At 63.1% G+C, this 13,117-nt stretch carries 14 protein-coding genes and 1 tRNA gene; 7 read left to right on the top strand and 8 right to left on the bottom strand.

Translation table 11 applies throughout. The annotated features are described in order from the left end of the window. Positions 1-31: 31 nt before the first annotated feature. Genes QRN22_RS02975 through QRN22_RS02960 form a run of 4 tightly spaced genes read right to left on the bottom strand, consistent with a single transcriptional unit; the run spans position 32 to position 2,261 of the window. Positions 32-391, bottom strand: coding sequence for a hypothetical protein (locus tag QRN22_RS02975; protein ID WP_042555464.1), 360 nt, complete (start codon positions 389-391; stop codon positions 32-34). A gap of 3 nt (positions 392-394) precedes the next feature. Next, complete coding sequence (locus tag QRN22_RS02970) at positions 395-835, bottom strand: roadblock/LC7 domain-containing protein (protein ID WP_042555465.1); 441 nt, start codon at positions 833-835, stop codon at positions 395-397. Positions 836-837: 2 nt separating this feature from the next. Continuing rightward, the gene (locus tag QRN22_RS02965) at positions 838-1,374 is read right to left on the bottom strand and encodes a GTP-binding protein (RefSeq protein WP_042555466.1); all 537 of its coding nucleotides are present in this window, start codon (positions 1,372-1,374) and stop codon (positions 838-840) included. Further along, positions 1,371-2,261 (bottom strand): hypothetical protein, encoded by an 891-nt coding sequence (locus tag QRN22_RS02960; RefSeq protein WP_197077042.1) that lies wholly within the window; start codon positions 2,259-2,261, stop codon positions 1,371-1,373. Before QRN22_RS02960 ends, QRN22_RS02965 begins: the two co-directional genes overlap by 4 nt. A 236-nt stretch (positions 2,262-2,497) precedes the next feature. Between QRN22_RS02960 and QRN22_RS02955 the strand changes: the two genes are divergently transcribed. From QRN22_RS02955 to QRN22_RS02925, 7 genes are all read left to right on the top strand, one after another. Beyond that, on the top strand, positions 2,498-3,784 hold the full coding sequence (locus QRN22_RS02955) for a winged helix-turn-helix domain-containing protein (RefSeq protein WP_082045854.1): 1,287 nt from the start codon (positions 2,498-2,500) through the stop codon (positions 3,782-3,784). Positions 3,785-3,841: 57 nt separating this feature from the next. After that, entirely contained in the window at positions 3,842-4,948 is a 1,107-nt protein-coding gene (locus QRN22_RS02950) for an NAD(P)/FAD-dependent oxidoreductase (RefSeq protein ID WP_042555468.1), read from the top strand. A 66-nt stretch (positions 4,949-5,014) separates the two neighbouring features. Then, positions 5,015-7,243, top strand: a complete 2,229-nt coding sequence (locus QRN22_RS02945; RefSeq protein ID WP_042555469.1) for an AsmA family protein — start codon at positions 5,015-5,017, stop codon at positions 7,241-7,243. Then, positions 7,240-8,307, top strand: coding sequence for an A/G-specific adenine glycosylase (gene mutY, locus QRN22_RS02940; protein ID WP_042555470.1), 1,068 nt, complete (start codon positions 7,240-7,242; stop codon positions 8,305-8,307). The genes QRN22_RS02945 and mutY overlap by 4 nt, the downstream gene beginning before the upstream one ends. Continuing rightward, positions 8,304-8,576 (top strand): oxidative damage protection protein, encoded by a 273-nt coding sequence (locus QRN22_RS02935; protein WP_042555471.1) that lies wholly within the window; start codon positions 8,304-8,306, stop codon positions 8,574-8,576. Before mutY ends, QRN22_RS02935 begins: the two co-directional genes overlap by 4 nt. 89 nt (positions 8,577-8,665) lie before the next feature. Further along, a tRNA-Phe gene (locus tag QRN22_RS02930) sits at positions 8,666-8,741 on the top strand. A gap of 182 nt (positions 8,742-8,923) precedes the next feature. Then, a complete protein-coding gene (locus QRN22_RS02925; RefSeq protein ID WP_042555472.1) occupies positions 8,924-9,109 on the top strand; it encodes a hypothetical protein in 186 nt (61 codons plus the stop codon). A 975-nt stretch (positions 9,110-10,084) separates the two neighbouring features. On the opposite strand, the gene QRN22_RS02920 is transcribed toward QRN22_RS02925, so the two are convergent. Genes QRN22_RS02920 through QRN22_RS02905 form a run of 4 tightly spaced genes read right to left on the bottom strand, consistent with a single transcriptional unit; the run spans position 10,085 to position 13,117 of the window. Further along, positions 10,085-10,459, bottom strand: coding sequence for a response regulator (locus QRN22_RS02920; protein ID WP_042555473.1), 375 nt, complete (start codon positions 10,457-10,459; stop codon positions 10,085-10,087). Positions 10,460-10,518: 59 nt separating this feature from the next. Beyond that, positions 10,519-11,721: a hybrid sensor histidine kinase/response regulator gene (locus QRN22_RS02915; protein WP_042555474.1), complete on the bottom strand. Its 1,203-nt coding sequence runs from the start codon at positions 11,719-11,721 to the stop codon at positions 10,519-10,521. Further along, positions 11,715-12,302, bottom strand: a complete 588-nt coding sequence (locus QRN22_RS02910) for a chemotaxis protein CheB (protein ID WP_042555475.1) — start codon at positions 12,300-12,302, stop codon at positions 11,715-11,717. The genes QRN22_RS02915 and QRN22_RS02910 overlap by 7 nt, the downstream gene beginning before the upstream one ends. Further along, on the bottom strand, positions 12,299-13,117 hold the full coding sequence (locus QRN22_RS02905) for a CheR family methyltransferase (RefSeq protein ID WP_042555476.1): 819 nt from the start codon (positions 13,115-13,117) through the stop codon (positions 12,299-12,301). The genes QRN22_RS02910 and QRN22_RS02905 overlap by 4 nt, the downstream gene beginning before the upstream one ends.

Here is a 13,117-nt window from a genome sequence, read left to right as displayed (position 1 = left end):
CAGCCCCCTAGAGCTGTCAGCTGACTGGAAATCAGATGGCGATCTGACCTTCGACGGACTGGAGCTTGCGACGCGCCAGCGCCAGATTCGCCTTGGAACGGTCCAGTACGTAGTACATGAATAACTCCTGAGTGCTGGTCAGCGGGCGGATCAGGTGGTATTGGGTGCCCAGGGTGATCAGGATGTCCTCGATGTTTTCATTGAGGCCCAGCATCTTCATGGTTTTCAGCTTGGCGCGTACCACTTCGGTGTTGCCGCCGGCGGCGATATCCAGGTCGATGCCCTGGCCGACCGAACCGAGCAGCATGCCGCTGGAGTAGTCCACGACGGCAGCAGCCAATGCACCATCGACTTCGAGCAACTGGTTGAGGTTTTCAGTAATGCTGGTCACAGATCATTCCTTTACGCTGGTGAGTGTAGGTGCGACGCCAACTTCGATGGACGTCTGCAGTGAAGTGGCCATGGCTCTGGCCGCGTTCTTGATTGCCCAGAGGGCGTGTCCGTAAGTCACGTCCTTGCTCATGACCATGAGCAGGACCAGGTTGCGCTTGGGTGTGTGCACCTGCCGGCAGAGCACCAGCCCCAACTCGCATTCCAGTACCGTGCCCTCCAGGCCACCCAGGGAAAACTCCTTGGCGATCGACTTGCTCAGGCCATCCAGTGCAGCGGCCATGGCGGTCGCCTTGCGCCCCAGTTGGGGCTCTGCGCCAAGCAGCGCGATGGGGAAACCGTCTGCTGAAGACACCGCCGCCATTACCAGATGCTCGGTGCCATCCTTCAGCTCCTGAAGATGCTGCAGACAGAGGCTGCGCAGCGTGGGCATGGCCTGAGACATGGTCAGAAGTTCTCCATCAGTTGATTGACTTCGGCATTGGCGATCAGCGATTCGATGAGCAGCAGGACATTGGAGCGCTCACGCACGTCGGTGATGAACAGCGGCAGTGCGAGGCCACGCTGACGCAGCAACTGCTGGTAAGGCCCCAGCACTTCGGCTGCCGGCAAACGGGTGTGGCCGATGCCGATGACCAGCGCGCCGCGCCCGGCCAATTCGGCGAAGGCGTCGAGGTAGACGGCCAGCTGGCCACAGGCATCCTGGTCACCGTGGTCGAGCAGCAACACCGCCCCCATGGCCCCTTCGGCGAGGATCGTCCACATGAAATCGAAACGCGCCTGCCCAGGAATGCCGTACAGCGCGACGGTTTCGCCATCGCTCAGGTGAATCTCGCCGTAGTCCATGGCAACGGTGGTGGTCGCCTTGGCATTGACCTCGAGGTCATTGTTCTCGGCCTCGGTGGAAACCGTGGCGATATCGCTGACCGCATTGATGGCAGTAGTCTTGCCCGAGCCCATGGGGCCGATAAAAAGGATCTTCATGCCTGTTTCGACTTCCCATAGCCCAGCCCGAGGCGCATGCGCAGGCGTTGCAACAATGTTTTTTCCGCCGGCGCCGCCACGGCAACGTCCTGGCGCTCCACCCGGGCGTCGAGGCCCATGCCGCAACATTTGCAGGCGAACAGGAATGCCTGCACCTGCTCCCGGCTCGCCCCCGAGAACGCGACACCGCGCTCGATGCTCGCGAACTGCCGGGTATACAGCGCCGCCAGACGCAACAGGGGCGGCGAACTCTGCCATTCGCTCAACAGTGGCCAGGCACCGAGCCGGAAGGTCGCATCGTGAGCGCGAAAATCACCGCCGACCTGCTCACCACGCACCAATGCCAACGACCAAAGCAGACTCTTGAAGGAAAAACGCTGAGGAAACTGGGAGAGCTCGCCAAGCGGGACCAGTGCCAGGGGCTCCGGGTCGCCTCCAACCGCAGCGAGACACTGCAGGGCCGAAGCGAAGTCAGGCTGCCGAGTCAGCACCAGGTCATCCCTGGGCACGATGATCAGATCATCGCCAACGCGGTAGAGACGCTCGGCGGACAAAGCCGCCAACCGCTCACAGAGCTCGGCAACCGCAACCTCGCCCGGTTGCGGCTGCTTTTCGTAATCGACCAGCAACTCGAGAAGGCCGAACAGCCGCAACGGCCACTCGATAGCATGCGCCGGCTGCAGCTGCGCGCCAATGCGCCGCTGCACCTGCGCACGTTCGTCGTGTTCATCACGGCCACGCAGGATCAGCAGCTCTGCGTGATCGCTTTCCCCCACGTAGACCCACGACTGTGCCGTACGCCCCTTGAGCATCTTCAGTTGCTGAGTAAGCAGTCCCTGCTCGTGAGAGGTCAGCCCTTTACAGGCAATTCGCAGTACAGCGGACATGGAGATTTATCTGAAAAGGTGGTGAAGGCCGGCAACTCGCGCTACACCCAGTGACGTAGCGAAAAGAAATGCAGACCAAAAGAGAAATATTAAATGGCCATCACACAACAACCTTGATCAAAACATGACGATGGCAATTTGGAACCGAGTTCTCTGCCCGCCAATCAATAGTGCGCTAAATATTGCCCACCACTGCGGAGTGCCTTCCCAGCCGCCTGACGACCTGAGCCGTATAGATGTCTATTGCCACGACTTGCACGCCTGAAAGAATCGGACTGACCGTCGCCATGAATGGCGATGCCTGCCTGCATGGCACGCCGCTGCAGCTGCCCCCCAAGGAATGCGGAGTACTGCGCCTGCTGCTGCGCAGCTGGCCTGCGCAGGTTTCCAAACAGGACTTCGACCTGCATCTCTGGCATGGCGGCATGACCGACGAGGGCCTGGCCAGGGCCGTGGCCAACCTGCGCCGCCTGCTGAGCCCGATCCCGGGGCTGGCCATACGCTCCGTCTACGGTCGCGGCTATCAACTGGTGATTCAGGCGCGGGCATCGAACGCGAAGCACCAGACGGGCGCTAACGTCGCCCTGCTGGAAACGCTCGATTACGCCCACCAACGCATGCAACTGGGCAGCGAAGCTTCGCTGAACAAGGCCAACGGGCTGATTCGAGAGGTGATGCAGAACGCCCCCAGCCTGCTGGAAGCCAAGGTCGCCCACGCACAGTGCCTGGCTGACATGGTCGCGAGCGGCCGTGACCTGTCGCCAGAGGAGCTGGATCGGGCCATCGAACTGCTCGACGAGGTTGGCCGCGAAGCACCCGGCCTGACCGGCATCAATACCCTCAAGGCGCACCTGCTCGACTGTGCCTGGCGATTCGACGAAGCACGCCCCCTGCACCTGCTGGCCGTGCAAAAAGACCCTGAGAATGCCAAAGGCCACTTTCACCACGGCTGGCACCTGATTGCCTGCGGCGCAGTCGAGACGGCCATACAGGTACTGCAACACGCTCAGACGCTGGCGCCCTACTCCCTGCCGATCACCCTGCTGCTCGCACACGCCAGCCTGATCGCCGACGATCAGCCACAGTTCAGCCGCTGGGTGGATAAAGCGCATCATGACCACCCGGAAAATCCCAAGGCCGCCATCTGGCGCCTGAGCCGCGACGCCATCCAGAAACCCCACGAGGGGCTGCTGGCGCGCGCCCGCCAGATAACGCCGGACGAGCAAGCCTGGACCTTCACGACCGCCTCCCTGACCTTCGTGCTGGCCCGCTGCGGCGCCGATGACGAAGCGCGGCGCCTGATCGAGCGTCACGCCCCCACGGACCGCAGCCAGCAGGCCCTGCTGGCGTCGACCTACTTGTTGCTCGACGAACCCGACCAGGCCATGTCCGTGGTGCAGCAGGCCGCCCATGCGAACTGCGGCTTTTTGCCGATACTGCTGCGCACGCCGACGCTTGCAGGCCTGTACGGCTTGCCCGAATACCCGGCATTGCAACAACGTGTCTTCGCCAGGCTGCCGTGAGGGCCAACGCTCACGGCCTCTTGCTACGCTCTGCACTCACCCCACCGGAAAGCAGCCATGGACAGCATCGACACCTTGATAATCGGCGCTGGCGCGCTTGGCCTGGCCTGCGCGGCACGCCTGGCGGAGCCTGGACGCAGCACGCTGATCGTCGAACAGGAAACCCTGGTAGGCAGCCATACCTCCAGCCGCAATTCGGAAGTCATCCACGCCGGCATCTACTACCCACCGGGCTCCTTAAAAGCCGAACTGTGTCTCGAAGGCCGCGAACGCCTGTACGCCTGGTGCGAACGATGGCAGGTGCCGCACCGGCGCCTGGGCAAACTGTTGGTGGCGGTGAGCGACGAAGAGCGCGGCAAGCTCGATGCGCTGGCCAACAATGCCCTGGCCAGTGGCGTGGACGCGCTGCAGCCCATCGACAGTGCTCGCCTCCGCGCTCTGGAGCCCGCAGTGCGTGGCGTTGCCGCCCTGCTCTCGCCCAACACCGGCATCATCGACAGCCACGCCTTCCTGCAGTCACTCCTGGCCTGCGCCGAACGCCAGGGCGCCGAACTGGTTTTGCAGACCCGCGTCGACAGCCTCAGCCATGACGGTGATGGCTGGATCGCCAGCGGTATCAGCGCAGGCGAGCCGTTCAGCCTGAAAGCCCAGCGCGTGATCAACGCTGCGGGGCTGTTCGCCCAGCGGTTGGCCCAGCGCACCGATGGCCTTGCGGCGCAGCGCGTTCCACCGCTGCACATGTGCCAGGGCAACTACTTCAACTACAACGGCAAATCGCCGTTCAGCCATCTGGTCTACCCGATGCCCGAGGCCAACACCAGCGGCCTGGGCGTGCATGCCACGCTGGACCTGGCCGGCCAACTGCGCTTCGGCCCCGATACCCGCTACCTCGACAGCATCGACTACCGCGTCGATGAGACCCTGCGCGAAGCCTTCGCCAGCGCCATCCGCCGCTATTTCCCGGCGCTCGACAGCAACCGCCTGGCGCCGGGCTATGCCGGCATTCGGCCAAAACTCAGCGGCCCCGGCGAAGCGGCGGAAGATTTTATGCTGCAAATGCCGGCTGACCATGGTCTATCAGGACTGGTGAATCTGTTCGGTATCGAATCGCCCGGCCTCACGGCAAGCCTGGCCATCGCCGAGCGCATCGCCCACAGGCTTTAGCCGCGGGCGCGCCGTCGGCGTTATACTCGCGGATTCAAATTTCTCGTCACTGCATAGGACTCGTCCATGAAAGCGCTCGGCAAAATCCTGGGTCTGTTCTTCCTCGGACTACTGCTGATCATCGTGGCGTTGGGCTTTGCCCTGACTCACCTCTTCGATCCCAACGACTACAAAGATGAAATCCGCCAACTGGCGCGGGACAAGGCCAACCTCGAGTTGACCCTCAACGGCGACATTGGCTGGAGCCTGTTCCCCTGGCTGGGCCTGGAGCTGACCGACGCCACGCTGGCCAGCGCCAGCACGCCGGACAAACCCTTCGCCAACCTGCGCCTGCTCGGCCTCTCGGTGCGCGTGCTGCCGCTGCTGCGCAAGGAAGTGCAGATGAGCGACATCCGCGTCGATGGCCTCAACCTCGACCTGCAGCGCGACGAGAATGGCCACGGCAACTGGGAAGACGTCGGCCGCCCTGCCGCCAAGCCAGGCGCAACACCGGCCGAGCAGACCGCAGCCGGTGAGCCGCAGCAGCCGCAATCCGAACCTGCCCAGGACAGCGGCGCCCCAATCAAGCTGGACATCGACAGCCTGATCGTCAACGGCGCCCGCGTGGACTACCGCGATGCCCAGAAGGGCCAGCAATTCAGCGCCGAAAGCATCCAGCTCACCACCGGCGCGATTCGCGAAGGCGCCGGGGTGCCGATCAAGCTCAGTGCTTTCTTCGGCAGCAACCAGCCAGTGATGCGCGCACGTACCGAACTGCAGGGCGAACTGCGTTTCGACCGCGTACTCAAGCGCTATCAGCTCGAAGACGCACGCCTGTCCGGCGAGGCGTCCGGCGAGCCGTTCAATGGCCAAACCCTCACCTACGCCGCCCAGGGCCAACTGCTGGTCGACCTGGCGGCCCAAGTGGCCGAGTGGAACGGCCTGAAGCTCTCGGCCAATCAGTTGCGCGCCCTGGGCGAGTTGAAGATTCGCGATCTGCAGAGCGAACCCAAGCTGTCCGGCGGCCTGTCCGTCGCCCCGGTCAACCTGCGCGAATTCCTCGCCAGCCTCGGCCAGAAACTGCCGCCGATGAGCGATGAGAAGACCCTGTCGCAGTTCGAACTGGTGACCAAGCTCGGCGGCACGCCGAGCAGCCTGGCGCTGGACGAGCTGACCCTCAAGCTCGACGAAAGCACCTTCACGGGCAAGATCGCCGTCGCCGATTTCGCCAAGCAGGCGCTGCGCGTGCAGCTCAAGGGCGACAAGCTGAACCTCGACCGATACCTGCCACCGGCGAGCAAGGACAAGAAGGACAGCGATACCGCTCGCAAGGCCGAAGTGCGTGAAACCGTCGCCAACGCCGGGCAGGCCGGCAGCACGCCGGTGCCCAACGCGCCGACCCAGCAGGCCTGGAGTTCGAGCGAAGTGCTGCCGATCCCCACGCTACGCAAACTCGACCTGCAAGCCACCCTCAACCTCGAGCAACTGACGGTGCACAAGCAGGCCATCGACAAGTTCAGCGTCAAGGCTCGGAGTCAGGGCGGCACGCTGAATCTGGAAGAGCTGCGTGGCAACCTCGGCGGCGGCAATTTCACCATCAAGGCCGACGCCGACGTGCGCCCGGCCGTGCCCGTGCTCAGCTTGCACACGCAACTGAACGGCATCCCGGTCGAGCCCTTCCTCAAGGACGAACAGCGCCCCTCGCCGCTCAAGGGGCTGCTCGACCTGAAGAGCGACCTGACCACCAGCGGCAATAGCCAGAAGGCCTGGATCGACGCACTCAACGGCACCGCCAGCTTCCTGCTCAACAACGGTGTGCTGGTCGACGCCAACCTCGAACAACAGCTGTGCCGAGGCATCGCCACCCTCAACCGGAAATCGCTGAGCAGCGACCCGCGCAGCAAGGACACCCCGTTCGAGCGCCTGCAGGGCAGCCTCAACATCCGCAACGGCGTGGCCAGCAACCCGGATCTGCAAGCGCGCATCCCCGGGCTCGCCGTGACCGGCGACGGCGACCTCGACCTGCGCGTGCTGGGCCTGGACTACCGCGTCGGCATCACCATCGAAGGCGACCAGCGCGAAATGCCGGACCCTGCCTGCGAGGTCAACCGTCGCTACGCTGGCGTGGCCTGGCCGCTGCATTGCCGCGGCCCGCTGGAGCTGGGCGCCAAGGCCTGCCGCCTGGACCAGGAAGGCATGGGCAAGGTAGCCGCCAAACTGGCAGGCGATCGCATCAACGAAAAACTCGAAGAGAAGCTCGGTGACAAGGTCAGCCCCGAACTGAAAGACGCACTCAAGGGCCTGTTCAACCGATGACACCCGAGCAATTCTCCAGCGCGGTACTGCGCTGGTACGACACCCACGGACGCAAGGACCTGCCCTGGCAGCAGGACATCACGCCCTACCGCGTGTGGGTGTCGGAAATCATGCTGCAGCAGACCCAGGTCAGCACCGTGCTCGGCTACTTCGACCGGTTCATGAGCGCGCTGCCCACCGTGCGTGACCTGGCCGAAGCCCCGGAAGACGAAGTGCTGCACCTGTGGACCGGCCTGGGCTACTACACCCGCGCCCGCAACCTGCAGAAGACCGCACAGATCGTCATGCGTGAACACGGCGGCGAATTCCCCCGCGATGTCGAGGCGCTTACCGAACTGCCCGGCATCGGCCGCTCCACCGCCGGCGCCATCGCCAGCCTGAGCATGGGCCTGCGGGCGCCGATTCTCGACGGCAACGTCAAACGCGTGCTGGCCCGCTACGTGGCTCAGGAAGGCTACCCAGGCGAGCCCAAGGTGGCCAGACAGCTGTGGGCCGTGGCCGAGCGTTTTTTACCCGAAGAACGCGTCAACCACTACACCCAGGCGATGATGGACCTGGGCGCCACGCTGTGCACCCGCAGCAAGCCCACCTGCCTGCTCTGCCCGGTGCAGAGCGGCTGCGAAGCGCACCTGCTGGGCCTGGAGATCCGCTACCCGATCCCCAAACCACGCAAAGAAGTGCCGCAGAAGCGCACGTTAATGCCGATGCTCGCCAGCCGCGATGGCGCCATCCTGCTCTATCGACGCCCTTCGACGGGTCTCTGGGGAGGTTTATGGAGCCTCCCAGAGCTCGACGATATCGACGCCCTGGCTGCACTTGCCGATCAGCACCAGTTAAGCCTCGGTGAACGTCGCCAGCTCGACGGCCTGACCCACACCTTCAGCCACTTCCAGTTGGCCATCGAACCCTGGCTGATCGAAGTCGACGGCGTTCCCGGTTACGTGGCCGAGGCCGACTGGCTCTGGTATAACCTCGCCACCCCGCCGCGCCTGGGCCTCGCCGCTCCGGTGAAGAAACTGCTCAAACGCGCGGCCGACGCACTGCATACAGGAGAAATGGCATGACCCGCACCGTGATGTGCCGCAAGCACAAACAAGAACTGCCCGGCCTGGATCGCGCGCCCTACCCTGGCGCCAAAGGCGAAGACATCTACCAGAACGTCTCCAAGCAGGCCTGGGAAGAATGGCAGAAGCACCAGACCCTGCTGATCAACGAGCGTCGCCTGAACATGATGAACGCCGAAGATCGCAAATTCCTGCAGGCCGAGATGGACAAGTTCCTGTCCGGCGAAGACTACGCACAAGCGGAAGGCTACGTTCCACCCAGCGAATAAGGCCTGAAGACGTAAGCGCCCGGAATATTTAAATATTTTCCAAAAAACGTTTGACAGCAAAAGGTGAAAACCGTCTAATACGCCCCGTTGCCCAGGTAGCTCAGTCGGTAGAGCAGGGGATTGAAAATCCCCGTGTCGGCGGTTCGATTCCGTCCCTGGGCACCACCTTTCTTCTCAGGTGGTGCCAGCATCACATGAGAAAATAGAGAACCGGCCTTGAGCCGGTTTTTTATTGCCTGCGAAAAAGTACCGTCCAGCCGACAGCCTGAACACGCCTGCGCAACACCTCCTCCAAATGCACGGACCTCGCGCTTTCATGCCGAGCCTCATCGCAGCCGGAGCCAGCCATGCATATCCAAATTGCCCTGAATGCCGCCAACGACCCGAAGCTTCCTGCGGTCGATCCCCACGAAGAGCCGATCAACGATCCGGGTAACGAAGACCCGGGCTCCATCGTCGATGACCCGGATAGTCCGTTCAGCCCGCAGCGGCCCATCCAGGAGCCCGGGAAGCCTGCTCCGGAAAAGCGCTGAATGTCCGGCCGCCAGGGTTGAGCGTTGCGATACCCGGGAAAGCAGGTATTCACACAGGGTGAGGGGTGGCCCCTCAACACAGCGGTCTGGGTTTGTGGGAACGGGCGGGAAACCTGATTCATGCCCGGGATTTTTCGCGCGCATGGCGCGCTCCCACGAAGATGTGCACAGGGCATCGGATCGGGGAGCGCCTTCACTCAAGCTGCGGGCTATCAGGCCAGCCTGGGATGGGTTTGTGGGAACGTCGGGGACGCCTGGTCCAGGCACATGATTTTTCGCGCGCATGGCGCGCTCCCACACGAAGATGTGCGCAGGGCATCGGACCGGGGAGCGCCTTCAACTAACCTGCGGGCTATCAGGCCAGTCTGAGATGGGTTTGTGGGGATGTCGGGGACGCCTGGTCCAGGTCCGGGATTTTTCGCGCGCATGGCGCGCTCCCACACGAAGATGTGCACAGGGCATCGGATCGGGGCGCGCCTTCATTCAAGCCGCGGGCCATCAGGCCAGTCTGGGATGGGTTTGTGGGAACGGGCGGGAGGCCTGGGTCCATGCCCATGATTTTCGCGCGCATGGCGCGCTCCCAGACGAAGATGTGCACAGGGCATTAGATCGGGGAGCGCCTTCACTCAAGCTGCGGGCTATCAGGCCAGGCTGGGATGGGTTTGTGGGAATGGGCGGGAAGCCTGGTCCAGGCCCGGGATTTTTCGCGCGCATGGCGCGCTCCCACACGAAGATGTGCACAGGGCATCGGATCGGGGCGCGCCTTCACACAAGCTGCGGGCTATCAGGCCAGTCTGGGATAGGTTTGTGGGGAGGTCGGGGATGCCTGATCCATGTCCATGATTTTCGCGCGCATGGCGCGCTCCCACACGAAGATGTGCACAGGACATCGGATCGGGGAGCGCCTTCACTCAAGCTGCGGGCTATCAGGCCAGTCTGAAATGAGATTGTGGGAGCGCGCGGCCGTCTCGCCCCTCAATCAAGCAGATGGGCGATCTGCGTGCTCAGGGTTTCCAGCGTGAAGGGCTTGCTCAGCAGTGGGGCGGAGTCGAGCAGTGCGCTGCCGGTTTCGCGGACTTCGGCGGGGTGGCCGCTGATGAAGATGACCTTCAGATCCGGGCGCAGCAGCAGCGCCGGTTCGGCAATGCGCACGCCGGAGACGCCGCCCGGCAGGCGGAAGTCGGTGATCAACAGATCGAGGTGCGGCTTGGTGGCGAGGATGGCGAAGGCATCGGTGGCGCAATCGGCCTTCATTACGCTATAGCCCTCGCCCTGCAGGTATTCAGCCAGCAGCATGAGCAGGAGCGGATCGTCTTCGACGATCAGTACGGTTCGTGTGGGTTGGTTCATTGCCCTGCTCCTGGCTCTCTTTTTTACTCCTTCGCTTCGACCTTGCCGGCGGAGTGAGTTCAACCTATATCTGCGCGCTTGCTCTGTGGCAGCCACACGCTGAACAGCGAGCCCTGCCCCAGGCTGCTCTGCACTTCGATGCGCCCGCCATGCGCCTTGACGATCTGGTCGGAGATGAACAGCCCGAGGCCCAACCCCGCCACCGACTCGCTGCTCACCGCACGCTCGAACTGCTGGAAGATGCGCCGCTGGTTTTCCTCGGAGATGCCAATGCCGTGGTCGCGAACCTCGACACGTACGCCACCTTCGTCAGCGCGCGCCCGGACCTCGATGGGCCGACCCGAGCCGTAGCGCAGGGCGTTGCTGAGCAGGTTGCTGATCACCTGCTCGATCCTGAACTGATCCCAACTGCCGCGCAGCACACCGTCACTGTCGAGTTGCAGGGCGCAGCCTGCCACGGCCATCTGCTGGGCGAAGTTCTCGGCCACGTTGCGTACGGTTTGCGCCAGGTCGAACTCCACAGGGCGAATCGACAGCTTGCCGGTGCGGATGCGCGACACGTCGAGCATGTCTTCGATCAGGCGGATCAGGCTGTGGATCTGCCGCTCGTCGCGGTCGAACATGGCGCCGAGCTTGTCTTCACTGAACGCCGTCATGTTGCCTTTGGCCAGGTGCATCTTGCGCAGCTGGGTGTCGAGGATCAGGCCATTGAGGGGCGTGCGCAGCTCATGGGAGACGATGGACATGAAGTCGTCACGCATGCGCACCGCGTGCTGCAATTCGCCCTGGGTGGAGCGCAGTTCGGCGAGCAGGGCGTCCTGCTCCTCCCGCGAGCGTTTCAGGGCTTCGAGCTGCTGGGCCATGATCTTGCGCTGCTGATAGAGGTCGACGAACACCGCCACCTTGCTCTGCACCGCCTGGATGTCCAGCGGCTTGTAGAGGAAGTCCACGGCACCGCTTTCGTAGCCCTTGAACGCGTAGTTCATCTCGCGCCCGGCAGCGCTGACGAAGACGATCGGGATGTGCTTGGTCTTTTCCGTGCCGCGCATCAGCTCGGCCAGCTCGAAGCCATTCATGCCCGGCATCTGCACATCGAGAATGGCCAGCGCGAACTCATGCTCGAGCAACAATACCAGCGCATCGTCGGCGCACTGGGCCTGGAACACCTCACGGTCTTCACGGCGGATCAGCGCGTCCAGTGCCAGCAGGTTCTCCGGCAGGTCATCGACGATCAGTAGTTTGCATCCGGTGCTACTCAACATGGGCGTGAGTCCAGTTCGGCTAGCAATGCGAGAATGCCCCGCAAAGAAAGAATGTAATCGGGACGATGCAGCGCCAGAGCCGCTTCGGGCATGGTGGGAACCTGCGCCTCCTGCGGATCCTGCACCACGGTCACACCGCCCCGCTGCTTTATTGTGTTTAGGCCGGCGGCGCCATCCTGGTTGGCGCCGGTCAGCAATATGCCCATCACGTTGGCGCCATAGGTATCGGCCGCCGACTCGAAAAGGTAATCGATCGATGGCCGCGAATAGTGCAGCGGCTCGTCACGACTATAGGAAAAGCATCCATCGGCTTCGATGCACAGGTGATAACCCGGTGCTGCAAAGTACAACGTTCCCGGCTGCAGCGCTTCCTTGTCCTGCGCCTCCTTGACCCGCAACGCCAGGCGCCGGGCGAACAGCGCGGGCAACAGGCTCTCGCGGCTGTCGGGCAGATGCAGCACCACCACCAGCGGCAGACCGTAGCTGGCGGGCAGCCCCTCGAACAGCATCAGCAACGCCTCGACGCCACCTGCCGAGGCGCCGATCACCACCGCTTCGAGTTGCCGCGGATTCGCGCTCATAGCTTGCGAAACACCCGTTCCTGTCGATTCAAGGCTTCGAAATGCCCCGCATACGCGGAAAAATCCAGGCTTTCCTTGCTGCCCAGGCCAAGGAACCCGCGGTGGCCAAGGGACTCATGGAACAGCCCGAAGGCGCGATCCTGCAGGGACTTGTTGAAGTAGATCAGCACATTGCGACAGGAGATGAACTGGGTCTCGGAAAACACGCTGTCGGTCGCCAGGCTGTGGTCGGCGAACGTCACGTTGGCACACAGGAAGCGCTCGAACAGCGCGCCATCGTAGGCAGCGGTGTAGTAGTCGGAGAGCGAGCCCTTGCCACCCGAGCGCTGATAGTTCTCGCTGTACAGGCGCATGCTGTCGATGGGAAAGATGCCCTTCTTGGCCTTTTCCAGCGAGTGCGGATTGATGTCCGTGGCGTAGATGATCGAGCGCTCCAGCAGCCCTTCCTCGTGCAGCAGAATGGCCAGGGAATACACCTCTTCACCGGTGCTGCAACCCGCTACCCAGAGCTTGAGCGATGGGTAGGTGCGCAAGAACGGCACCACCTCCTGGCGCAGCGCCAGGAAGTAGGACGGGTCGCGGAACATCTCGCTGACCGGAATGGTGAGGAACTGCAGCAACTGCATGAACGCAGACGAATCATGGATGATCCGCGCCTGCAGTTCGGAAATGCTCGCGCAGTCGAACTGGCGCATGGCGTGCACCATCCGGCGCTTCAGCGAAGAGCCGGAGTAGTCGCGAAAATCGTAGCTGTACTGCAGGTAGATCGCCTCCATCAGCAGACGCAGCTCGATATCCTGCGTACGGTCGGACAT

Origin of the sequence: Pseudomonas sp. MEJ086 (assembly GCF_030209025.1) — a bacterium.
GTDB lineage: Bacteria > Pseudomonadota > Gammaproteobacteria > Pseudomonadales > Pseudomonadaceae > Aquipseudomonas > Aquipseudomonas fulva_A.
Note: the sequence above shows the minus strand (reverse complement) of the source record. Positions and strands in the feature narration are given on the sequence as shown.